The organism is Sorangium sp. So ce124, from assembly GCF_051525235.1.
GTDB classification, from domain to species: Bacteria; Myxococcota_A; Polyangia; order Polyangiales; family Polyangiaceae; genus Sorangium; species Sorangium atrum.
In genome coordinates, this window is sequence record NZ_CP150312.1 from 5,414,967 (window position 1) to 5,437,138 (window position 22,172).

19 protein-coding genes are annotated in these 22,172 nt (G+C 69.7%); 5 read left to right on the forward strand and 14 right to left on the reverse strand.

All coding sequences use genetic code 11. The features are described 5' to 3' along the window. The first annotated feature begins 118 nt into the window (after window positions 1-118). Window positions 119-877 (forward strand): hypothetical protein, encoded by a 759-nt coding sequence (locus tag WMF19_RS20220; RefSeq protein ID WP_437900598.1) that lies wholly within the window; start codon window positions 119-121, stop codon window positions 875-877. On the opposite strand, the gene WMF19_RS20225 is transcribed toward WMF19_RS20220, so the two are convergent. The 6 genes from WMF19_RS20225 to WMF19_RS20250 all read right to left on the reverse strand — a co-directional run bounded on the left by WMF19_RS20225 (window position 829) and on the right by WMF19_RS20250 (window position 9,709). Further along, window positions 829-4,335: an ATP-binding protein gene (locus WMF19_RS20225; RefSeq protein WP_437900599.1), complete on the reverse strand. Its 3,507-nt coding sequence runs from the start codon at window positions 4,333-4,335 to the stop codon at window positions 829-831. The two genes, WMF19_RS20220 and WMF19_RS20225, sit on opposite strands and share 49 nt — an antisense overlap. Before the next feature lie 45 nt (window positions 4,336-4,380). Beyond that, the gene (locus WMF19_RS20230; RefSeq protein ID WP_437900600.1) at window positions 4,381-5,478 is read right to left on the reverse strand and encodes an AI-2E family transporter; all 1,098 of its coding nucleotides are present in this window, start codon (window positions 5,476-5,478) and stop codon (window positions 4,381-4,383) included. Between the two features lie 196 nt (window positions 5,479-5,674). Continuing rightward, window positions 5,675-6,205 carry a pyridoxamine 5'-phosphate oxidase family protein gene (locus WMF19_RS20235; RefSeq protein ID WP_437900602.1) on the reverse strand — a complete coding sequence of 177 codons (531 nt, stop codon included), beginning with the start codon at window positions 6,203-6,205 and terminating at the stop codon, window positions 5,675-5,677. 191 nt (window positions 6,206-6,396) lie between these two features. Further along, on the reverse strand, window positions 6,397-7,401 hold the full coding sequence (locus WMF19_RS20240; RefSeq protein WP_437900603.1) for a zinc ribbon domain-containing protein: 1,005 nt from the start codon (window positions 7,399-7,401) through the stop codon (window positions 6,397-6,399). A gap of 8 nt (window positions 7,402-7,409) precedes the next feature. Beyond that, window positions 7,410-8,477 carry a hypothetical protein gene (locus WMF19_RS20245; protein ID WP_437900604.1) on the reverse strand — a complete coding sequence of 356 codons (1,068 nt, stop codon included), beginning with the start codon at window positions 8,475-8,477 and terminating at the stop codon, window positions 7,410-7,412. Between the two features lie 176 nt (window positions 8,478-8,653). Continuing rightward, window positions 8,654-9,709, reverse strand: coding sequence for an alpha/beta fold hydrolase (locus tag WMF19_RS20250; RefSeq protein ID WP_437900605.1), 1,056 nt, complete (start codon window positions 9,707-9,709; stop codon window positions 8,654-8,656). Between the two features lie 461 nt (window positions 9,710-10,170). Here WMF19_RS20250 and WMF19_RS20255 point away from each other — a divergent pair, with 461 nt between their 5' ends. From WMF19_RS20255 to WMF19_RS20265, 3 genes are all read left to right on the forward strand, one after another. Further along, window positions 10,171-10,602 carry a hypothetical protein gene (locus WMF19_RS20255; RefSeq protein WP_437900606.1) on the forward strand — a complete coding sequence of 144 codons (432 nt, stop codon included), beginning with the start codon at window positions 10,171-10,173 and terminating at the stop codon, window positions 10,600-10,602. Between the two features lie 686 nt (window positions 10,603-11,288). Then, a complete protein-coding gene (locus WMF19_RS20260; RefSeq protein ID WP_437900607.1) occupies window positions 11,289-11,954 on the forward strand; it encodes a hypothetical protein in 666 nt (221 codons plus the stop codon). 316 nt (window positions 11,955-12,270) lie between these two features. Next, the gene (locus tag WMF19_RS20265) at window positions 12,271-12,486 is read left to right on the forward strand and encodes a hypothetical protein (RefSeq protein ID WP_437900608.1); all 216 of its coding nucleotides are present in this window, start codon (window positions 12,271-12,273) and stop codon (window positions 12,484-12,486) included. Window positions 12,487-12,526: 40 nt separating this feature from the next. Here the strand turns inward: WMF19_RS20265 and WMF19_RS20270 are convergent, their stop codons facing one another. The 5 genes from WMF19_RS20270 to WMF19_RS20290 all read right to left on the reverse strand — a co-directional run bounded on the left by WMF19_RS20270 (window position 12,527) and on the right by WMF19_RS20290 (window position 18,756). Beyond that, window positions 12,527-14,071, reverse strand: a complete 1,545-nt coding sequence (locus WMF19_RS20270; RefSeq protein ID WP_437900609.1) for a hypothetical protein — start codon at window positions 14,069-14,071, stop codon at window positions 12,527-12,529. A 47-nt stretch (window positions 14,072-14,118) separates the two neighbouring features. Continuing rightward, window positions 14,119-15,687, reverse strand: coding sequence for a hypothetical protein (locus tag WMF19_RS20275; protein ID WP_437900610.1), 1,569 nt, complete (start codon window positions 15,685-15,687; stop codon window positions 14,119-14,121). Window positions 15,688-15,921: 234 nt separating this feature from the next. Then, the gene (locus tag WMF19_RS20280) at window positions 15,922-16,932 is read right to left on the reverse strand and encodes an extensin family protein (RefSeq protein ID WP_437900611.1); all 1,011 of its coding nucleotides are present in this window, start codon (window positions 16,930-16,932) and stop codon (window positions 15,922-15,924) included. A gap of 306 nt (window positions 16,933-17,238) precedes the next feature. Continuing rightward, entirely contained in the window at window positions 17,239-17,556 is a 318-nt protein-coding gene (locus tag WMF19_RS20285) for a hypothetical protein (RefSeq protein ID WP_437900612.1), read from the reverse strand. A 78-nt stretch (window positions 17,557-17,634) separates the two neighbouring features. Beyond that, entirely contained in the window at window positions 17,635-18,756 is a 1,122-nt protein-coding gene (locus tag WMF19_RS20290; RefSeq protein ID WP_437900613.1) for an IS1 family transposase, read from the reverse strand. A gap of 336 nt (window positions 18,757-19,092) precedes the next feature. Between WMF19_RS20290 and WMF19_RS20295 the strand changes: the two genes are divergently transcribed. Next, complete coding sequence (locus WMF19_RS20295) at window positions 19,093-20,058, forward strand: hypothetical protein (RefSeq protein WP_437900614.1); 966 nt, start codon at window positions 19,093-19,095, stop codon at window positions 20,056-20,058. A gap of 428 nt (window positions 20,059-20,486) precedes the next feature. On the opposite strand, the gene WMF19_RS20300 is transcribed toward WMF19_RS20295, so the two are convergent. The 3 genes from WMF19_RS20300 to WMF19_RS20310 form a co-directional block, all read right to left on the reverse strand. Continuing rightward, on the reverse strand, window positions 20,487-20,972 hold the full coding sequence (locus tag WMF19_RS20300; RefSeq protein ID WP_437900615.1) for a hypothetical protein: 486 nt from the start codon (window positions 20,970-20,972) through the stop codon (window positions 20,487-20,489). Between the two features lie 136 nt (window positions 20,973-21,108). Beyond that, a complete protein-coding gene (locus WMF19_RS20305) occupies window positions 21,109-21,657 on the reverse strand; it encodes an RNA polymerase sigma factor (protein WP_437900616.1) in 549 nt (182 codons plus the stop codon). Further along, window positions 21,654-21,995 carry a transcriptional regulator gene (locus tag WMF19_RS20310; RefSeq protein WP_437900618.1) on the reverse strand — a complete coding sequence of 114 codons (342 nt, stop codon included), beginning with the start codon at window positions 21,993-21,995 and terminating at the stop codon, window positions 21,654-21,656. Before WMF19_RS20310 ends, WMF19_RS20305 begins: the two co-directional genes overlap by 4 nt. Window positions 21,996-22,172 lie beyond the last annotated feature (177 nt).

Here is a 22,172-nt window from a genome sequence, read left to right on the forward strand (position 1 = left end):
CGCCGACGGGCCACGCTGGAGCGCGCGCGAGAACACCAGCGTTCCGGGCGATCCCGCGGCGCGCGCAACCGTGCTGCCCGGCAGACCTTTCCGGCGCTCCGATCGTACGATCCGCTCCATGCGCCTCACCCTGCTCCTGATCCTCGCGCTCGCGCCCGGGTGCAGCAACACCCTGGACGAGCCCATCACCCCGGACAACGCCGGGAGCGCAACGCCCCCTCCGGCCCCCGTCTCCTCCTCCTCGGCAGATGCGCCGGGCTCACCGCCCGAGACAGGCACCGCCGAGGTCGAGATCGACCCCCGCCTCGCCCCGCTCATCGCCGCCGCCTTTCGCGACTACAAGCCGTGGGGGCGCGTCGACGACGAGCTCCGCTGGGCGCCCTGGCTCTGCCGGATGCCGCTGCCCGGCCGCGTCCGCATGAGCGCCGCCGAGGATGGCGGCCACGCCCGCAAGCTCTACTCGGTGTTCGCCAAGCACCGCGATCGCTATCCGCTCGTCGACGCGCAGGCGCCCGTCGCCCAGCCGGTCGGGCAGGTCCTGATCAAGGAGAGCTATGTCCCCGAGCTGGTGGAGGATGGCGCGGCAGCCGCCCTCCCGGGCGCCGGCGCCACCCCGCCGGACGCCACGGATCATTTCGATCCCATCCTGCGCGACGGCGATCGCGTCTACCGCGCGTCGCGCCTCGCCGGCGCCTATGTGGTGCTCAAGGTCGCGCCGGACACCCTCGGCACCGACGCGGGCTGGGTGTACGGCACGGTCACGCCCGCGGGCGAGGTGACCTCCGCCGGCCGTGTCGCCTCCTGCATGGGATGCCACGTGAGCGCCCGTCACGAGCGCGTCTTCGGGCTCGCGTCGGCGCCGTCCGCGGCGCCCTGACGGGCTCCGGGCGCCGCGGCAGCGTCGACGACCCCGGCGAGCGCGTCCAGCGACATCGGCTTGACGAAGTGGGCGTCGAACCCTGCCGCCTCGGCGCGGCGGCGGTCCGACGCCTGCCCATACCCCGTGAGCGCGACGAGCGCGCCCGAGCACAGCCCAGCCTCCCGCAGGCGACGCGCCACCTCGTAGCCGTCCATCCCGGGGAGCCCGATATCGAGGAGCACGAGATCGGGCCGATGCTCCGCCGCGGCCCTCAGCGCGCGCGGGCCGTCGCCGGCGATCCACACCTCTTGCCCGAGGGCCAGCAAGGCGTCGGCGAGGGTGCTCGCCGCGTCCACGTTGTCCTCGACGATGAGGACACGGAGCTTCCTGGCCACCGGAGACGGCTGCTCTGCGTTCTTCGAGGGCGCGGACGTCGCCCCGACGGCCGCCGCGGGCACGCGCTCGTCCGCCGCCGCGGGCGCGCGCTCGTCCGCCGCGACGGGCAGGCGCACGATGAACTCGCTGCCTTGCCCGAGGCCCGGGCTCGTCGCTTCGATGCTCCCGCCGTGGAGGGCGACCAGATCGCGGACGATGGTCAGCCCGATCCCGAGGCCGCCGGGCGCCCGATCGAGGCTGCGATCCGCCTGATGGAACAGCTCGAAGACCTGGGGCAGCACCTCCCTGGCGATCCCGATCCCGTCGTCGCGGACGCGCAGCTCCACCTGGTCCCCGCGCTGCTCGACCGTCACCCCGATGTGGCCCCCGAGATCCGTGTACTTGCACGCGTTGGTGAGCAGGTTGACGAGGATCTGCTCGAGGCGGACTGGGTCCGCGAGGACGTGGACGGCGGCCCTCGGCAGCGCGAGCCGGAGCTGGTGCCGCCGCGCCTCGATCTGCTCGCGCGTCGACTCCACGGCGCGCGCCACGGCGGCCTTGACGTCGATCCGATCCTTGCGGAGCTCGATCTTCCTCCGGGTGATGCGCGACACGTCGAGCAGATCGTCCACGAGGCGCATCAAGGTCTTCGTTTGCCGCGCGATCACCTCGACGTGCGGGTCCGGCGGCCCGCCGCGGCTCCTCCGCCGGATGAGCTCCACGGCCACGCAGATCGGCGCCATGGGGTTGCGCAGCTCGTGCGCGAGCATGGCCAGGAACTCGTCCTTCCGGCGATCCGCGTGGGCCAGCGCGTCCTCGACGCGCTTTCGCTCGGTGATGTCCAGGGACGAGCCGACGAACCCCAGAAACGCTCCGGCCGCGCCGAAGCGCGGGGCGCCCTGGGTCACGACCCACCGGCCCTCGCCATCTCGGCGCAGCATCCGGCACTCCAGCGTGAACGGCTCGCGCGTCTCGAGCGCTTCGGCGCACGTGCTCGCGACGAGCGGGCGATCGTCCGCGTGCACCGCGTCGAGCCAGCCGTCCCCCAGCTCCTCTTCGAGGGAGCGCCCCGTGAACCGCAGCCACGTCCTGTTGACGTACTCGCAGCTGCCGGAAGGCCCGGACATCCAGATCATCATGGGGGCGCAGTCGGCGAGGGAGCGGAAGCGCTGCTCGCTCTCGCGGAGGCGCTCGACGTCCTCGGCGACCTGGCGGCGGAGCCTCGCGATCTCGATGCGCCCGCCGACGCGCGCGAGCAGCTCGCGGACCGAGAACGGCTTGACGAGGTAATCGTCCGCGCCCGCCTCGGCGCCGTGCACGCGCGACGCTTCCCCGGATCGGGCCGAGAGCAGCACCACGGGGACAAGCCGTGTCCTCGGATCGGCGCGCAGCGCCTCGAGGAGGCCGAACCCGTCGATCCCGGGCATCATGACGTCGCTGAGCACGAGATCGGGCACGCGCGCCCGCGCGGCGCAGAGCGCCGCCTCGCCGTTCTCGACGGCCTCCACGGTCCACCGCATCGCGAGGACGTCCCGGAGGTAGCTCCGCATGTCGGGGTTGTCCTCGACGAGCAGGACGTGGCCGGCGGGGCCCTCCGCCGGGCGCGCGTGTCCTGCGCTTGCGGCGGGGCCCTCCGCCGGGCGCGCGTGTCCTGCGCTTGCCGGTGACCCCAGCGGCAGCTCCGCCGACGGCGCGGCCTCGGCGCCCCAGTGCGACGCTTCCTCGACGAACGCCTGGACCGTCACCGCCGTCATGCCGAGCTCCCGATCGACGCCGGTGAGCTCCGCAGGCACGTGCGCGGCTCCGGCGGGGATGCGGACGGTGAACGTGCTGCCCCGGCCGATCTCGCTCGTCGCGTGGACGTCGCCCATGTGGAACCGGACCAGCTCCCGCACGAGCGCAAGGCCGATGCCGGAGCCCTCGTGGCTCCGCCCGGGCGCCCCCTGGATCCGGTGGAAGCGCTCGAAGATCCGGGGGAGCTCGTCGGCGGGGATCCCCGTCCCCGTATCGCGGACCTCGAGGAGCACGTGGTCGCCGCCCCACCGGAGCGAGACCGTGATCTCGCCCTCGAACGTGAACTTGAAGGCGTTCGAGACCAGGTTGAGGACGATCTTCTCCCACATCTCGCGATCGACGTAGATGCGCTCCGGAAGCGGCGGGCAGTCCACCACGAGCCGGAGCCCCGCCCGCTGCATGGTCGCGCGGAACGCGTTCGCCACCTCCGCGGTCAGCGCCGAGAGGTCGAGCGCCTCGTAGACCATTTGCATGCGGGCCGTCTCGATCCGGGCGAAGTCGAGCAGGCTGTTCACGAGCTTGAGGAGCCGCCGCGCATTGCGGCGCGCGAGCTCGACGAGCTCGCGTTGCCTGCCGGTGAGGCCGCCGGGCGCGCCGGTCAGGAGCTCGTCGATCGGGCAGAGCATGAGCGTGAGCGGCGTCCGGAACTCGTGGCTCACGTTCGAGAAGAACCTGGTCTTGAGCTCGTCGAGCCGGCTGAGCTGCTCGTTCGCCACGCGGAGCTGCTCGTTCGCGCGCTGGATTTCCTGTGCCCGCAGGAAGACCTCGGCCTCGACCCGCTCCGCCCGCGTCTTCAGCTCCTCCGTGCGCCGTGCCTGCTCGATCCCGCGCTGCTTCAGCCGGACGAACTCGGTCACGTCCTCGACGCGGTGGATGATGTACGCGACCTTGCCGTCCGGACCCAGGAGGGGCGAGTTCAAGGGGCTCCAGTACCGTTCCTCGAAGCCGCCTCCCTCCGCTTCGGGGCGCGGGATATCGTATTTCTGCACGGCCATGCTGTCCGGGGCGCCCGTCTGGATCACACGCTCGAACGAGGCGCGCAGGTTCCTCGTACCGGTCGCCTGCAGATCGTCCGGATTGTCCGGGAAGGCATCGAAGGCGTTGCGACCCAGGAGCTCCTCGCGCCGGGTGTTCGCGACCCGGAGAAAGGCATCGCTCGCGGCGATGATGGTGAAGTCCGTACGGAGCACGACATAGTTTCCCGGGAGCCCCTCGAAAATGGCGCGGAAGTCGGCGCTCGCGGGCAGCGTCTGCTCGCCCTCCGATCGCGGATGCGGCTTCGTTGTCGTGATGAGGCTCGTGGTCATGGGCAGATCTTCGAGAGAAGACCTGGTGCACGAGGCCACCCACCGCTACCCGGATCTCCGCGCCCCCGCGACGCTCGGCCGCAGCAGCGAGCTCGGCGCCGGCTCGCCGCTGACGGGCGCCGTCTCTGGCTCCTCGGGCGCGGGCTCCATGATGCGCGCGACCCACGACAGTCCCTCCACGTTCTCCAGCGTGATCTTCGCGACCATCATGATGGGCACCGACAGCAGCGCTCCCGCCGGCCCCCAGAGCCAGCCCCAGAAGAGCATGCCTATCAGGACGGCGAGCGGCGACAGTCCCAGGGTCCGCCCCAGCACGCGCGGCTCCAGCACGTTGCCCACCAGCAGGTTGATCAGCAGGTACCCGACCGCCACGAGGGCCGCGGTGCCGGGACCCTGGCTGGCGAGCGCGGCGAGCACGGCCGGGATCGTCGCGACCGCGGCGCCGATGTTGGGGATGAAGTGCAGGACGAACAGGCTCGACGCCAGGAGGAGCGCCAGGTCCACGCCCAGGAGGACCAGGAGCACATAGGCGAGGACGGCGACGAGCAGGCTCGTCAGCGTCTTCACCACGAGATACTTCTTCACCTCCCGCACGATGCGATCGACGTGCTCGAGCCCGCGTGAAGGGGTCGAGAGCAGCCGCCGCACCTTCGCGCCCGCGCCGGCGCCCTCGCAGAGCGCGAAGAACACGACGAGGAGCACCACCCCCAGGCTCGACGCCGCGCTGGCGACCGTGACCGCGGCCCCGCCGAGGAGGGGGACCAGGGACGCCGTGTGCAGCGTACGCGACAGGAACTCCGGGTTCACCGGGAAGCCGCGCTCCGTGAGCGTCATGGCGAGCGCGCCGGTCATCGAGGACATCCGGACCAGGTAGGCCGGCACCTTCTCCTCCAGCTCCACCCCGGCGATGGTGACGACCGCCCCGACGAAGACCAGGATCGCCAGGTCGACCACGAGCGCGGCCAGCGCCCCGAGGGCCGCGGGCAGCCCGCGGCGGGTCACCCAGGTCGCGATGGGCGACGAGATCGCGGCGAGCGCCACGCCGAACAGCACCGGCACGAGGAACGGCTCCGCGTAGCGCAGCCCCACGATGACGACGACCGCCGCCGCCGCGACCACGACCATCTGAGCTCGACGAGACATCGTGAAGATCCCCATGCCCAACCTCGCTGCTGACGGGTTCTCGCGTCACCCCCGCTCCGGTGGAGCGGAGCGCTGCGCAGTCCCGAGAGGAGCAAGGGCTGCGCCACGCTCCGTCCCACCCGATCCACGGCGCCGGCGAGCCGGCGCGCCGCGCCGCGGATCGGCGCATCGATCCGCGGCGCGACGACGTGGATCGCTATCGCGCGGACACCCGGGCATTGCCGGGTTGCCCGCCGTTCAGCGGCACCGCGCCGTGCTGGGCGGCGTCGGTCTTCGGGGTCGTCCCGGTGACGTACGCCTTGACCGCCTCGACGAGGAACCTGAGCCCGGCCGCGCCGTCGTTGTCCCAGTACTCGCCCTCACGCGGGCTCACGTGGATGAGCGCGAGGGAGGGATCGTCCTTGCCCTGCGGGAAGAACACCTTCGCCTCCTCCGACCACAGCGCCTCGATCTTCGTCCGACTCCGCACGATCGAGGCGGGGCCCGACAGCGACAGGAAGCGGCGCCCCTCCTGGAGGGTCACATTCACCTCGGGGTGCGACTCGATCTCATCGACCTTGCCCGAGTCGATGCTCGTCATGAACCAGACGTCCCCGGTGTCGCTGTCGACCTTCATGAGCGCCATCGGGCGCGCCCGCAGCGCCCCCTGGCTGGCTTGCGTGACGAGCATGGCAGTCCGAAACTTCTTGAGGATCTCCAGCAGCTTCTCCCGCGATCCGGTGTCCATGGTTTCCTCCATTGAGATCGGGCGGTCAGTGCGAGATCCGGACCATGGCCCGAGCGCGCGGCAGAAGCCGCGGAACAGGGCTCTGCTATGCCGCACCGAGCGTGCGCTAGAGGCATTCCGCCACAGCGGCCGGCGCGGCCTGCCGCGCGCATGGAGCGACGGAGCCGGGGAGGGGACCGCGGCGGGCGAAGCTACGCTGCGCGGGCGAGCACGAGCGCCCCGATGACGAGCACGACGAGCGCGAGCGCGCCGGCGACCACCAGCGCCACCTTGCCCCACGCGATCGGCGCCGTGCCTGTGACGTGGCTCGCGTCCTGGCCGTGGACGACGGCGCGGTAGCTGCGCCCCTTGTAGCGGTAGGCGAGCACGTACGACGGCAGCGCCAGCCGGCGGGTCTCGAGCGCGTGCAGGAGCACCGCCACGTGCACGTTGCGGAACGTGGAACCCGGGATGACGCCTCGCTTCAGGGCGTCCTCCGCGCTGGCGGCGATCCGCTCGCTGACGATCTTCCGCGCCGCCGAGCGCTGCGCGTCGAACTGCTCCAGCACCGCGTCGGGCGGGCCGAGCTGCTGCTGTGTCCGGCGCGCGGCGGGCACCGCCAAGTCGAGCCGGAAGTACGGCGCGAGCTCCCGGGCCTCGTCGAGCGAGAGCCCACGCGAGGCGGACAGGAGCAGGTTGCGGAACGGCAGCTGCGTCTGTCCGGCGTGCGGGGCCCAGCTGCTCCGGTGGGCGCCCGCGTTCGAGTCCGCCGTCCAGCTCACCACGGCGTCCGCGCTGACGAGCCAGCCCGCCCACCAGATCGGGCGCAGCCCCTCGACGGTCGCCGCGCGCGAGAGATCCGACGGCCGGAAGAAGCCGAGCGTCGACATCCACCGGCGCAGCGCCTGATCGGCCTGTTCGGGGGGCACCCCGAACGGGAGAAGCCAGTCGGCCTGATCGATCGGGTCGACGGGCTGCTCGATCCGCGTGACGGCGCCGCAGAAGCGGCACTTCGGCGCCTGGGCCTCGGCCGAGTACGACACCGCCGCGCCGCACTCGGTGCACCGCAGCACCTGCACCGCCTGCGGGGCCGGGGCGCGGCCCTGCGGCGCGGCGAGGCCGCAGACGGCGCAGCGCAGGTCTCCCGGCTCCAGCGGCCCCTGGCAGCGCGCGCAGCACGGCCCCGTGGCGCTCGTGGTGGCCGAGGCGACGTCCATGCTCACGCTCATCGGGTCCCTCCGGTCGGTGCAGGCCTGCCCCCGCCGGAGCGGACGCCCTCGGTCGGCGCGGGGGCGGCGGCGGGGGCGGGCGGCCGCGCGGCGCCGCGCCGTTCGGCGGGATCGCGGCCCCGGTCGCGCGCCGCGGCGAGGACGAACGGCGCCGCGATCAGCGCGAGCACGAGCACGACGGCGAGGGCGATCTTGATCCAGGAGAGGGGGGCCTTGCCGTGGATCGCGCCGGTCTGGCCGTTGATGAGGACCCGGAAGGGCGGCTTCTGCGGGTCGTGCCGGACGGCGAGCACCCAGAGGGGCACATAGAGCAGCTCGAGCGTCTCGCGGTCGAGGCGCGTCTCGTGCGTCAGGCCGTGGTAGCTGTCCCCGGGCATGAAGCCCGAGAGGTCGCGGCCGATCTTCTCCAGCGCCTCCCGCCGCGCGAGGCCGTAGCACTCGGCCTGGGTCATCGTCGGCTCCTCGGCGATCCAGCCGCTGAGCACCGCGGGCGTGTAGCGCCGCATCGTGCGGAGGTCGAACGGCTCGATCGCCTCGAGCTCGGCGTTCGGGACGGCGCGAGACGCGACGACGAGCACGTCCATGACGTAGGTCGCGTGCTGGCCTTCGAGGTGCCGGTGCTCGGTCCTGGTGACGACGCGCGTCCGGGTGACGCTGTTTCCCTTGTCGTCGGTCGTCGTGTACGTCTCGGTTTCCTGGTAGTCCTCGCCGATCTGCGCCGCGTAGCGTGTCTGCGCCATCGCGGAGTACAGGTAGGCGGGCGTGTAGACGCCGCGGATCGAGTCGACCGTCGCCGTCTTGACGCTGGACTGCGCGAAGAAGCTCCGCTTCCCCAGCCACGCCTTGACCGCGCCCTGCGCGTTCTCCCGGGTCGTTGTGAACCCGAGGATGAAGTGCGGCGACGGCCGATCGTTCGAGGGCGGCCGCTCCACGACCGACGGCGAGGCGCAGTAGGGGCACACAGCGGTCCGCTTGTCCGCTTCGACGCGCAGCGAGGCGCCGCAGGTCTCACATTCGAGTTGCACCGGCGCCCGAGAGAACCGCACCGGGGGGCACGGCGTCAACAGGGAAGGGGGAGCGCGGCCTAACGCCCGCTCCCCCCCCATCGGTCACCAACGTGAACGTGGTCGCGGTCGTGGTCGTGGTCGTGGTCGTCAACGGTAAGCCGTGAACGACCACGACCACGACCACGTTCACGACCACGACGTTCGGATGTCGGAGAACGCGGCGCGACTCTTGGCTAACACGGAACGGGCGGCGGGCGGCTCCCGAGGTCGGCGGGAGATGCCGAGTCGCCGATGTCCTGCTGCGGTGTCTGCCGGACCAGCGGTGAGAGCGAGCTCCGCGCCCAGCGCCTGACCGCGGCGTCCGGCCAGGGCTGCCACCGGGGGCTGGCCCGCGGCGCGCGCGCCCCGGCGCGCAGGCGCGCCGCAGGCCGCGGCTCGTCGAGGAAGCGGAGGAGATCGGGGGCGAGATCGGCCACCGCTTCCCGGTGCGGGTAGTGCCCCGCCTTCGCGAAGCGCCGCACGGCCACGCCCTCGAGATAGCGATCGATGTCCGCCGCGTGGCGCGCCGGGATCACCTGGTCGCGCTCGCCCCAGTAGACGGCGAGCGGCGGTATCTCCGGGAGCCGATGAGCGATGTCCATGAGGTGAAGGCGCTGGCCGCGCAGGTCGATCGCGTGGCGGAGCGTGCGCGACAGGGCGCGCGCCGTGCCGGGCCGCGCGTTCATCCGGGCGAGGTGCCTCCGCTCTTCCGCGTTGAAATCGCCGCCGAGGACCAGCACCCCCGCGTGCGTGCCGACGCCCATGAGCACCGGCGCGGCCATCTCGATCAGCCCGGTCACCGCGGCGAGGCGCAGCGGCAGCGCGACCTCGGTCCCGATGCCGCCCGCGGCGACCAGTCCGACGCGGTGGATGCGCCCTGGCCGCTCGGTGGCCACGCACATTGCAATGCTGCCGCCGAACGAGTGCCCCACCAGATCGAAATCGCCGAGCCGGAGCGCGCGGATCCATTCAGCGACCACGCCCGCATACCACGCGACCGTATAGGGAGCGTCGGGCCGGGCCGAGTCGCCATGGCCGGGCAGGTCGAGCGCGACGACCCGGCGCCCAGCCGCAGCGAGCGCGGGGGCGAGGCGGTTCCACGTCCTACAGCTATCGGACAGGCCGTGCACCAGGACCACGGGACGCTGGCCCTCGCCGCCGTTCCGGGAGGGGCTCCACTCTTGCCAGTGGACCTCGCCAGCAGAAAGCACGCGAACATGGCTGCGACACGTGACCGACATGTTCTTCATCAAGAGTTCGCACGAAGTGCCGCATCTGTCCAGATTGCACAGATGAGATGGGCGCGGGGGAGGGGGCGCCGCGAAGCGTGCTTCGCGTCCAGTGTGGGTTTTGCAGCGCCGGCGTACGCCATGCTGGGACGTCGAGCGGACCGCTGCCAGGCATCCGCCCTGACCCGGCATGCCTATGCTGGCCTTTGCCGCCTTGTCGCCTTGTCGCCTCGGTGATGCGCCCGATGCCCTGTCCGGCCGCCCTAACTGGCGCAAGGACAGAATTTGTGCTCCTGATCACCCATTGACGCCGCGCGCTGGTGAGAAGAGTCTCGCCGCATCGGGAAGACATACGGCGGCGGGCTTGCTCTTTTGTGAGAGCGAATGCGGTTTCTACGCGCGCCGCGGGGGCTCAACGTTGCCGCTCGTCACCGAACCTGCCGCGAGGGGCGAGGCGTGAGCTTGACCCACAGGAGATTCGCATGAGACAGTTCGCTTCGCACATTCCTCGGTTCATCACGTTGACGTTCGCCCTTTGCTCGATTGGAGCAGAGACGTCGAAATGCACTCCTGATAGCTCGCAAAACAGTCAAGAAACGCAGCCCAGTCAAGATTTCTCCAAGCCATTCTGTCATACGGATCCGCCGATCAACTGCGTCGTGTTTTGCTACGCGACGGACCAACTCATGTTCACGCCCGCGTGCAACGGCGTCGGTGCTGACGAGTTGACGCTCCTGTTCATGGAGGAGATACTCATTAGCGCGGAGGATTTGGCGGCCGACGGGATACAGGTATGCCCTGCGCCAGATCCGAACAACTGGCTGACGCCATGCGACATCGGCATCATTCCTCAGGAGTGGCCGAATCAAGATCACGCGGCTTGTCGGCCCGTGCCCCCAGGCTGCGCGTGGTAGCGAGAGGCGCGATGACAACTTGCAGCTGCCTCGTGTTCGCGCTCATTGCCGGTGTCGCTGGCGCCTTCATTGGACGGGTCTCTACGTGCGACGCGCCAGGCGCACAAGCGTCTCCGAGCGCATCGCCCCCGAGTTCGACTGCGGCACCTCCAGGCCGTGGCTGCAGAGAGGAACGCGCCGTTCTCGCCTCGACCAGCGCACAACTGGAACTCTGCATGGCTCTTCGTTCGCGGGTTCCCGAGGCCGGGCCATCTGGCGCCGCCAAGCCATCCGAGCCCGATCCTCCGGAATCCCAGCCCCTCGACCAGCGCATGTCGAAGGTCGAAGAGATCCGTCGGAATCGACGGCTCTTGGACAGCTATTCCGAGGCCGTGATCGTCCAGCACTACGATGGGAGGACCGGTGTCTATAAACCTGACGAATGGCCGGATGACGGCGATGGATACATCATCGCGCGCAAGTTGCCCAGCGGACGGCTCGGAGTTTATGCAGGGCCAGACGCCGGACCACGCACAGATCCCGACGCATTCCGCCCCTGGGATCCTCCGATCCCTCCACGACCCGTCTGGAACCGTGAGCCGGATGGGACGATCACAATCAACGGAAAGCCTGCGAGCCCTGGCGTACAGTTCATGTTCGGAGGGAAGCTCGATCAACCGTCGAAGCCGCCGCAGTGAGAATGCGCCATGACAAGTTCTCATGCCTTCGGGTTCGTCATCATTGCTGGGGCTGGCATCCTTGGCGTCTTCCTCGGACGCGCCGTACCACAGGATGCACCAGGTGTCGCAGCGGATGCCAGTGGATCACCCACGTCTCCAGGCGCGACGCCTTCGGACGACGGGTGCGAGGCCGAACGAAGCGCCCTGGCCGCGACCAGGGCAAAGCTGGACGTCTGCATGGCCATTGACACGGCGGAGCCAGTGGCCGCGCCGTCCAGCGTTCCCGAGACCCCCGAGCGCGAGCCTCCAGCTTCCAACGTCGAACCGACCGTCCAAGAGATCATCGCCGAAGAGATCAGGAACTATCACGGTCGTCTGGACAGCCTACCCGAGGCTGTGATCGTTCAAGAGGTGGATGGAACGATCGGCATCCATAAACCCGACGATTGGCCGAACGATGGTGACGGCATCATCATCGGACGAAAGCTCCCTAGCGGAGAGATCGGATGGTATGCCGGGCCAGATGCCGGACCACGCTCCGATCCTGCTGCATTCCGACCAACCAAGTCCACAATCGTCCTTGCGCCCGACTTTGTGCGTGAAGCAGACGGGGCGATTAGAGTACGTCGAGGTGCCTCAACCTGGATAAAGCGCAGACTCGGCGAGAGGGTCGATGAGCCTACGAGTCCGTAGCTCATCGAGATCGGCACAGAACCTCTTTCGGTCGCGGTGAGGTGCCGACCGGCTGCGGTCGGACCAGCAAACCCACGTGAACATGCTCTTATCAGTATTCGAACGGAGACAACTGTACCGTCAGCAATCCGATTGGAACCTGGCTCTGTCGATATCAGTTTGAGAAGTAGGGGACGGGCGAATGATGCGTGATCGGCAAGTGGCGCAGGCGCTCTCCGATGGGCTTAACTGTCTCTCTGCGATCGTGGAGTCGCGCGACGTCGGTGCGTCGGCATCCGAGCTCCCGAGGAGTGAATGGTCAGGGACTCTGTGCTCGATGGGAGACGCCTTCGATGCGATTCTATCCAGAGAGGTGGCGACGACGCTGGTCGTGCGGCAGGCTGACTGTGACTCCGTCCGAAGGTTGCTCGGCTTGGTGCTGGAGTGGACGATTACGCACCGGCCTCCACAAGAGCTGCGGACGATGATCGAGTCTATTTTGAAGATCTTCGATCGTCGCGGCACCGAATCTGCTCCTGATACGCAGAAGTGACGAGGCGCCCGCCAGCGTAGGAGCTGGCCCGCACCACGGCCTACTCAGGGAAACGCAGCGTCTCCACGGCGACGCCAGCCTCTCCCGTCGTCATGGTGCCGTCATGGCTCCAGCTCGTGCCTCCTCGACCCGGCACGCCCAGCTCGAAGGTTACCCCTTCCAGCGTGAGCTGTTCCTCGTCGAGGTAGGCGATCCCGATCACGTCGCCGCCGCGCCCGGGGCCGCCGTAGCCGCCGTCGCCGCCGTCACCGCCGCGGCCCCCCTCGCAGGCCCGCGCTCCGTCGCGGCCGTCGCCGCCCGGCGCGCCTCGTCCAGGTTTGCCACCTTGCTGCGGCGGCCCTCCGTGGCCTCCCCGCCCGCCGGCGGGCGCCTTGATGACGCTGTCCCGGACCGTCACCCTGGCGTGCAGCACAGCGAGGCCGATCGACGGCGAGCCGTTCCCGCCGCCTCGACCCCCTCGGCCGCCACAACCGCCAGCGCCTCCAGAGCCGCCGCTGGCCCCTCCCTTGTCCGCCGCCGTGCACACGGCGAGCCCGCCGCGCCGGCCGCCGCCCCCGCCTCCACCCTGGCCCGGCGTGCCCCTGCCGCCGTCCGTCCCCTTGTCGCCCTCCCATCCCGTCTCGGTGAGGCGCCCGATGCCCTGGCCGGCCGCCCCCACCGTTCCCGGGGACCCGGAGAGCCCGGACCGGCCGTTCTCGCAGACGCTGTCCTCGCGCTCCGCGTCGCCGCCGAGGCCTGAGTACGGGTCGGACGCCGGCACCGGGTCACCGGTGTCCCCGTCCTCGGCCCGCGCGGGAAGCCCATCACCGCCTTTGCCACCGGTGCTCGACGTTCCGTCGTCACACGGGTTCGTCACCGCCGCGCCCCCGGGGATCGCCGCGGCGGAACACCCGTCCTCACCGAACAGGCCATCGGGGCCGGCCGCCGCTCGGCTCGGCCGCCACTCTTCCCCGTCGTGGCCCGCCCTGCCGACGTAGAGCGCCTTGATCTCGCTATGGACGATCTCCACCTCGGTGTTGGACTGAACGAGCACCCCGATTTGGACCCCGCTCTGGACCCACACGTGATCGAGCGTCGAGACCCCGTCCGCGGCCCCCGTGTCGCCGGGGCGTGCCGGCTCGACGATCACCGCGATCCGCGCATCCACCTCGGAATTGATGCGGCCGCTGTCGTCCCTGCTCCGGCGCCGCCATTCGAGGAAGTCGAAGCCGGCATGGATGTCCACGCCGGAAGGAAGCCTGATCGCCCCCACGAAGGTATCGGCGGGCATGAACACGCGACCGCGCGCGGTGCGAGCGAGCTCGATCGCCCGCTGGACCGAGCGAACCGGCCGGTCCTTCGTGCCGGGGTTCGCGTCGTTTCCGCCGAGGATGTCGATGTTGACGAACACCCCGCAGCCGTCGATGGCGCGATCCGCGGCGAGCTCCTCGAGGCACGCCGACTCCGGGACGGCATCGCCCGGACAGGCGGACGGAGCGTCGCACGGCGGTGCGCCGCCCGGCTCGTTCACCTCCGGCGGGTTCCCGCAACCGGCCATGGCGAGCGGCAGGACGACGAACGGAAGGAACAGGGACTTCACGCGCATGGGCATTCCTCACCGGAAGCGTCCCGTGGGACGCACGCTCTCCAAGGCTAACGGGGCAGCTCGCTCGGCCCGCTGAACGCCTGGGTCCCCGCCGAAGGACCGGAACCGCCTTTGCCTGCCTCATCGTCCGCGGGGGCGTTCCCCGCGAGGCCGCCCTCGCCGGCCGGTCCGACCGTGATCAAGGTGCCGGGCCGGAGGGCCAGGTTGGGGACCACGTAGGCGATGCCGACGGACGGGCCGCCGAGCCCGCCGCCGGCGTCGCCCCCGCGGCCGCCGGTGCCGCCGCTGCCGCCATGGCAGGCGTTCCACATCCCGGCCACGAACCCCTTGCCACCGTACCCGCCGTGTTTGCCGAAGCCGCCCGGCTGGCCCGTTCCGCCGGTCCCCCCGTTCCCGCCGCGGCCCGTGAACACGTCGGTGGCCTCGAGCGTGAGCTCCGTGCCCTCGAGCGCCACGATGCCGATGCTCGCGCCGCCGTACCCGCCGCCCTTGCCGCCCAGGCCACCGCAGCCGCCGCCGCCCCCCGAGCCGCCGGACGCCCCGGTCTGGGGTCGGGAGGCCGGGCACACGGGGGGACTCACGCCGTCGCCCGACTTGCTTCCGCCCCCGCCGCCTCCGGCCTGGCCGACGCCGCCCCGGTCCCCGTCGTCACCGCGGACGCCGATCCACCCATCGTCGGTGAGATAGCCCATGCCGGCCGCGCCGCCGGCGCGGCCACGGTCCGCGCCGGGCGCGCCATCTGTCCCGTCGCTGCACGCCATGCTGCCGGCGCCGGCTCCTCCGAGGCCCTTGCCCTCGGGGTTCGGTGCGGGCTCGGGCTGCCCCGAAGCGCCGTCGCCGCCCCGCTCGATCCCGCCGTCGCCCCCGTACCCGCCCGTCGACTCGATGCCCTCGCCGCACGCGGTCACGACCGGGAGGGCGCCCGTCGCGGCGCCCTCCGTGCAGGCGTCCGCCCCGTCGTTCCCGAACTGCCCGCTCTCCGCGCGGGCGCTCGACGCGTCCTCGCCGGGCTCCCCGTCCTTGCCGTTGCCCGCGATGACCACGCTCGAGACCAGCTTCACCCTGGCGCCGTAGCTCAGGATCACCGCGATCGACGACCTGCCGTCGATCGCCGAGGCGTCCGCCGCCACGACGCGCACGCCGGAGATCGTCGACGTCGCGTCGTCTCCCTCGATGACGCGCAGCGGGACCCCGCCGGGTGGCGCGATGGTCGTCCGCTGAGCGGGCCCGCCGAACGACCAATCGCCGCCCTCGCAGCGTCGGCCGCCCCAGAGATCGACGCCCGAGGGGAGGGAGATCGTCTCCTCGAACACCTCGCCGCAAGCGTACACGCGCCGGGTCGGTGCCTCGCCGCCGCCTCGCCTGGTCGCGGCCATCCCGACCGCGCGCTGGAGCGTCTTCACCGGCGCGTCCTTCGTGCCGGGATGGTTGTCGTCGCCGTGCTCGCTGACGAACACCCCGCACTCGTCGAGTGCCGGCGCCGTGCCGAGCTCTCCCTCGCACGGTCCGGGCGGCGGCTCCGGATCCGGAGCGCACGTGCGCGTCTCCCAGCAGCCATCGGAGTACGTGCACGCGGTCGATGTGGTTGCGCACCACGCGCAGAGCGCAACAGCCACAACGGACGCTCCTCTTGTGGCTTTGTTCCCGTCCCTCATTCCGCGTGCACGGTAGTTGCGCCAGCCGCGCGGCGTCAACCAGCAGGAACGGCTTCAAGGATGCATTTGCCCGTGGAAAATGTCTCTCGATAACGCAATGCGGCCCGCTGGTCAGCGGTATGTGCGGGCCCTTCGCTTCGGGCGGGCACTCGATCCGTCCACTTCAGCGGAGCGACACGGCGCCGTGACGCGCGCTCACTCCAGCAGGAAGTAGCGTGCGTCTCGCTTGATATCGAAATGGAAGTGGTTCGCGTGCGCCTCGTTCGCGTTGGGCGTGAGGACGACGTTGAACAGCCCGCTCGTGGAAATGGAACAGAGGATCTCCCGCAGCTCGAGCGCGTGGGGAGTGGGCGCCTTCGGCTCCGATCCGGGGCCGCACGGCGGCGCGCCGATGGCGCCGAGCCAGTCGGCCTTCACGTCGAGCCGAGTCCCGTCGGCCTTCACGAAGGCAGCCACGTCGATGGCGAGCCCGAGGGCGTGCTGGTTGGGGCGCCCCGGCGCCGCCGCCGGCTTCTTCGCGGCGCGCTCACCCGGCTTCGCCGCTTTGCCGGCGCCCTTCGGGGTCTTCTTGCCTGCCGCCGGCTTCGCGGGCGCCTTCGCCGGAGCGACCGCGCCTGCTGGACCGGGCCGGTGCATGCTGAAGTGCACAACCTCAACGATCCCGCGCGTCGCCAGGAAGGCGGCGAGATCGTCGAGCGCGAGGACCAGCCGGCAATCGGCGATGTCGAACGGGGAGGCCGACCTGGGCTTCGCGACGCCGTCGCCGCGAAACGTGACCCCGTGCAGCGCGCCGGTGATCCTGATCGGCCGGTCCACCAGCGGGGCGCCGCGCGCCGGGGCGTGCGGGATCCCGCGGCGCTTCATTTCCCTGTCGCAACCGTCGGCCGAGAGCCCACCGTAGGTGGCCGCGCGCGACGAGGCGGACCACGCGGGCAGCTCGAACCGCGCGCCGCCCGCGTCCCAGCCGCCGTCCAGGAGGCCGGCGCCGCCGTCTGCAGGCGCGCCGGCGTCGCCGTCCAGAAGGCCGGCGCCGCCGTCTGCAGGCGCCGTCGCCGCAGCGGGGGATCCGGGCGCCGCCGCCGGGGCATCCACCCCCTCGGCCGGGGCGCGGCGCAGCGAGGCGATGCCGAGCGGCGCGAGGAGCGCCGCGCCGCCGATCAGGGCAGCTCCAAGGGACAGCGCACGGCGGGAAGGGAGCGCGCTCATCTCTGGCCGAGCTTAAGGGAGACGGCGCAGTCTGGCAGCTTTCGTGGCACCGGACACGGTCCGGGAAAGGCTGCGGGCAGCCTTCCTGGCACCGGACGCGGTCCGGGGGGAGGCTCCCCGCAGCCTTCCTGGCACCGGACGCGGTCCGGGGGGAGGCTCCCCGCAGCCTTCCTGGCACCGGACACGGTCCAGGTGAGGCTGCCGGCAGCCCTGGCAGCACCGGAAACGGTCCTGGGGGAGGCTGCCGGCAGCCCTGGCAGCACCGGACACGGGTAGTGGCCAAGTTTGGCCAGCCGCTTGATCTGGCTAAGTTTGCTTCCCGCTCGGGTCCGCCGAGTTCCTCCCGTCGTAGCGAACCGGATCCCATTTGTTGTCAGGGTCCGGGACGAATGTGAGCCCACCGCCCCAGTAGCCGTCCGGGATGCGCCTCCCGGCCGCGACCGTTGTGCTGGTCGCAGGTGCCACCTGTCCCTTCGGTGTGCCCGTGACATCGCGCTCCACAGTCGCCCAGATGGCAACGAGCCAGCCGCCATGAACCCTGGCGCGGTACGTCTCCTGCCACTCCGTCTTCATGTCGCCGCTGTCATCATGGGCGAGGCGTTCCCATTTCAGTAAGTCCGGCATGGCGGGCAAGGCTACTCCTGTCCGGCGCTGCACGCGAGCTGGCGTCGAGGTTCCCAGCGCAGGCGGTCAGGACCTTGATCAGATCGGCTCGGGATCGTCGAACAGCGACAACTGCACCGGCTTCCGGGGCTTCGGGCGCCATGAGAGCAGGTCGAGCTGACCGGTCGGCTCGACGGTGGCGGCGTTCGGAGTCGCGGCGACGGGCATCGGGGCGGGCGGAGGTGGCGCAGGGGCGACGGGCGGGCTCGGGGCGGCGCCGCCCTGGACCACGCGCAAGAACCCGCGCCCCGCGGGGAGCTCTCGCGCCGCTCCCTCCGGCTTGATGTGGGCGAGCGGTCGGGCGGTGGGCTTCTCGCTCGGCGCGTCGGACATGAGTTCGTCGAGCAACTCCTCCACGCTCCACACGTGGTCGGTCACGCCGACCTGCATCGCCGGGGTCACGCGGAGGGTCTTCACCACGTGGCAGAAGTTGTAGTGCGTGTAGGCCAGCGCGACGGCCGCGCTGTGGTTCTCCATCTTCTTGGAGAACGCCAAGCAGAGCCGGCGCAGCCGGCCGTTGACGTGCCTCATGGTGAGGTTCAGGCGTTCGGAGTGCGCCGTGCTCGCCTTCGCCATGTCGGGAGCGCCGAAGACCGCTCGCTTGACGATGAACGGGTCCCTGGGTGGCTCGTACCGATGGTCCGGACCGCGGCGGCTCCCCTTGCGGTAGTGCTTCACGGTCTGCGCGAAGGTGCTCGACGGGCCGAAGCTCGTCCCGACGGACGACACGTACGGCGCGAAGCCGTCGCTCGTCATGAGCTGCGGCATCACCACGAGCCGCGCACGGAGGTCTTCGATGAAGCGGTCGGTGCTCTCCTGGTCTCGCTTCCCGACGAAGAACGAGACGCAGAGCCGGCTCGACACGTCGATCGCGGCGAAGATCCACCCCTCGCCGACATCGACCGCATCTTCGGCTGGGTCTACGCGGTGAGGCTTCTTCGCAACCCACCCCCAAAGTTCATCGAAGCTGATCAGCGAGCAGGACAGGTCCCGCACGCGCCGATCATGAAGGCGGGCAGCGCCCTGCCCAGCCAAGAGGGCGAAGCGGTTGATCGTCGGCCGGCTGACGCCCGTCATGCGCTCGGCCGCGCGCTCGCTGTTGCCGTCCACCAAGGCCGCGAGCACGGCAAGCTGCCGCTCGCGTGGGAGCACGTTCGCCACGGGACCCTTGCCTTTCCCCGGCGGAGGGCCCACGATCCGGTCTGCCAGGACGCTGGACGGGGCAACCCGCTCGGCTTCTGCCGCCCTGCTCTCAGTTTGCCGCTGGGAGCGGGGCACTTTCGTATAAGGTCCTCTGATTATAGCGGTTTTGCCGGCGAAGACCGCTCGGAAGGGCGCTGGATATGGGACGCTAGGACAGCGGATGTCATAGCCCAGGTGGCGCATTGCTCGGAGGGACTTGGGACATGGGCCAGAAGCCTGGTCCATCAGCCACGACGGTGGCTCTAGCGCATAGGCCGCAGTATGATGGAAGAATACGCAAACGAATATAGTGCAGTGAGCAAGGTCTTGATGGATTACGGTGGTCTGGTATCGCCGTTTCTGCTCGGTGGGCAATGGGACGCTCTCGCGGCGTACTGCAAGTCAGTGCAAGCGAAGCCTCCTTCGACACCAGCCGAGGTGGCAACCGTTGAGCGCACAGTCGACGAAATACTGATCGCCAACATTTACCACCCGGACTTTCGCGCGTTCTACGTATACCGCGCTTCGCAGCTACCACATCTGCGCGAATTCTCGCACGTTCTAGAGAGAGGAGTACTGCACTACCTCAAGCACGACTTCGTGTCATGCGTTCTCACATTGTTTCCAGCGGCAGAAGGGGCCTTGCGCTCGTACTGCGGGTGGTCGCTAGGAGACAAGGAGGATATGAAGTCACATAAGATTCGCCGGCGCATTCGCTCTGGGAAGCCCAAGTATGAGCCCAAGCTCCATGCGGCGTACGCGTCCGCTCTGGCGGATTTTCATGAGAGATGGCTTTGGGTCAATACAGATTCGGCCGACTTCAGTCTGTCGCACTTGAACCGTCATTATGCCCTCCACGGGCTAGGTACGCGCAGCTATTACCGCGTAGAGGATTGCCATCGACTCCTGCTGTTTTTTGACCTGCTTGTTGAATTTCTCGCTCTCGAGGGGCACGGAGAGCAGTACGTGTTCATTCCGTCGAACGTGGAGCAAATAAACCGTCGACGCGATTACTACGCGCGTGTCGTCGCGCGAGATGTCACCATTCGAGAGTCGATCGAGACTGAAGAGACACTCATGCGAGAGCATCCGCACTACGCGGTCGAGTTGCGGCCACCTAACGAAGAGGAGATCGTAGTTAGGTGGGCGCAGATCATGGGGTTGTCCGACGGTCCGAAGACCGCTCAGCGGCCGAGCCCACCCGTACACAATAGGCTGTCTGCTCTGGTGCGCACAGGCTCGCGCATGCTCATCAAACGCTGGGTGCGAAGGCGCAAGTAAAGCGCCTCACTTTCGAGCAACGCGGCAGTTATCGTATGGCCGGCAGATCCGCACAGAGAAGCCGCCGACCCTAGGGCCGAGCGTTCGTAGCAGCTGAGCGTGGTCTTCGAACCGGAGCAACAGTTGCTTGCGGGTGGATCGTCGGCAGTCCATACTAGGTGATGTCGCACGCGGTAGAGCTTTGCCGACACGGGCGGCTCGAAAGATGGCGCGCTAGTGCAGCGGATGTCATAGACGGCGGGGCGCGTTGCGCGGGGGTGTCGCGATGAGCGACAGCTCCCCGGCGCTTCTACTAGCGGCGCGAACAGTCGCAGCGGCCTCTGGAGCCCTTAAAGGACTGCCATACCTGACGGAGGCGCCGTGGTATGGCCGCGACGGCCTTGTTTCTACGATGATTGTCTTGCGTGGTCCTGGGACTTGGTACCACGTCACGGGAGAACTAGGGGAGACGCTTGGATATTACCGTGAATTACCTTCTCCCTGATTCGACTCACGATCAGAGTCGACACGCTTTCAAACGTTTTCACGTGGGTATCCTTAGACGCTGGGACGTACTGAATATGCTCGCCATTGCACGAGATGATCCAGGTGATAGACATGCCGCTTACGGTGTGCGCCCTGGCGAGCTTGCTGACGGCAATGGGCACGGCGTGCTCCTTGTTGTACAGACGGACGGTGATCGTGGCGCACTTGTTGGCGACAGTCTCTATCGACGCTTCGCGCAGCGCGAGTTGCATCTTTTTCCATGTCGCAACGCCCATGTATTCGAATGAGGCCACCCCTCCGTCGCGCGTCAGATACGCAATGAATTCCGCTAAAAACGATGAGGCAACCGCATTGATTTCGTCCTCATGCTCCCCATTCGGTGCAAGCAGGCTATTGAGCTCTCGCTCCATCTCTTTGACCGTCGGCATTCAGTCCTCCTGTAGCGTCGGGATGGGCATACGCCGAGCGGCGACGTGCCGTAACTCGCCGCCCGTCCAGCGGCGGACGTTCAGGGCGTTGTGGGATGAGGCGGAGGCGGGCGAGGTGAAGGCGGGGAGAGGCGGGCTACCGGAGCCGGCGCAGCCTGCGAGCGAGGCGGGCCCGAGCGAGCCGCAGGCGGCTGCCCGCCGTGCCGAGCGGGATGCGGAGGATGTCGGCGATCTCGGTGCCTCCGTGCCCGAGCGCGGCGAGCACGAGCACCTCGCGGGCCCAGATGGGCATCGCAGCGATGGCCATGAGCGCCTCGGCCGCGTCGATGCGCTCGCCGACGTGCCCGGGGTCCACTCGATCCTCGCCCGTGGCGGCCCATGGGTGGTCGACCGGCACCTCTCGGCGACGGAACGCGCGCTCGTGGTAGTGCGTGCAGTGGAAGCGGCACACTCCGAAGAGCCAGCGCTTCAGCGCGTCCATAGGTTCGCGCGTGCGGTCGGGCCTGTAGCGACCCGCCTGCGAGCTCATCCACGCCCCGAGCACGACATCCTGAGCCACGTCGCTGAGATCGACGACGGGCACACCGAGGCCACGCAGGACGGTCCGGATGAACGGCTCCTGCGCGACGATCTCGGCGATGTTCAGGACGCGAGCGGGGCCGGCCTGATGGCCCCACGCGCTCATGGGGCACCCCTGCCGCAGTGCGGGCAGCGGTCGGCGGCCACGGGGCGGCCCAAGAGCCGCTCGATGGTGGTTCCAGCTGCACGCGCGGCGCGCATGGCGGTTCCGGGCGACCCGGCGTACTTGCCCGACGCGATCGCGCGGATCGAACGGGTCGGCATGCCCATCACCTCGGCAAGGCATGCCCACGTGCCGTACAAGGCGCGCAGGTTGCGGAGCGCGGCGCGGAGCCGCATGCGCTCGACGTCGGAGAGCGAGCGGGTGACGCAGAGGCGTCGGCGGCGCGCGGGCGCACCTTCGCCTTCTTGCTCGCCCGAAGGCGAACGGACTACGGTCAGCATGTCGGACCTCGTTACGGCGAGAGTTCGGCCACGCGGCCCGGGGTGTTACCAGCACCCGCGGGCCGCACTACTTCTGGCCGAAGCTTAGCGACGACGTCCGTTCATCTGGCCAAACTTGGCCAGTTTCACTCAAAGTTAGCCACTACCCGGACACGGTCCGGGGGAGGCTCCCCGCAG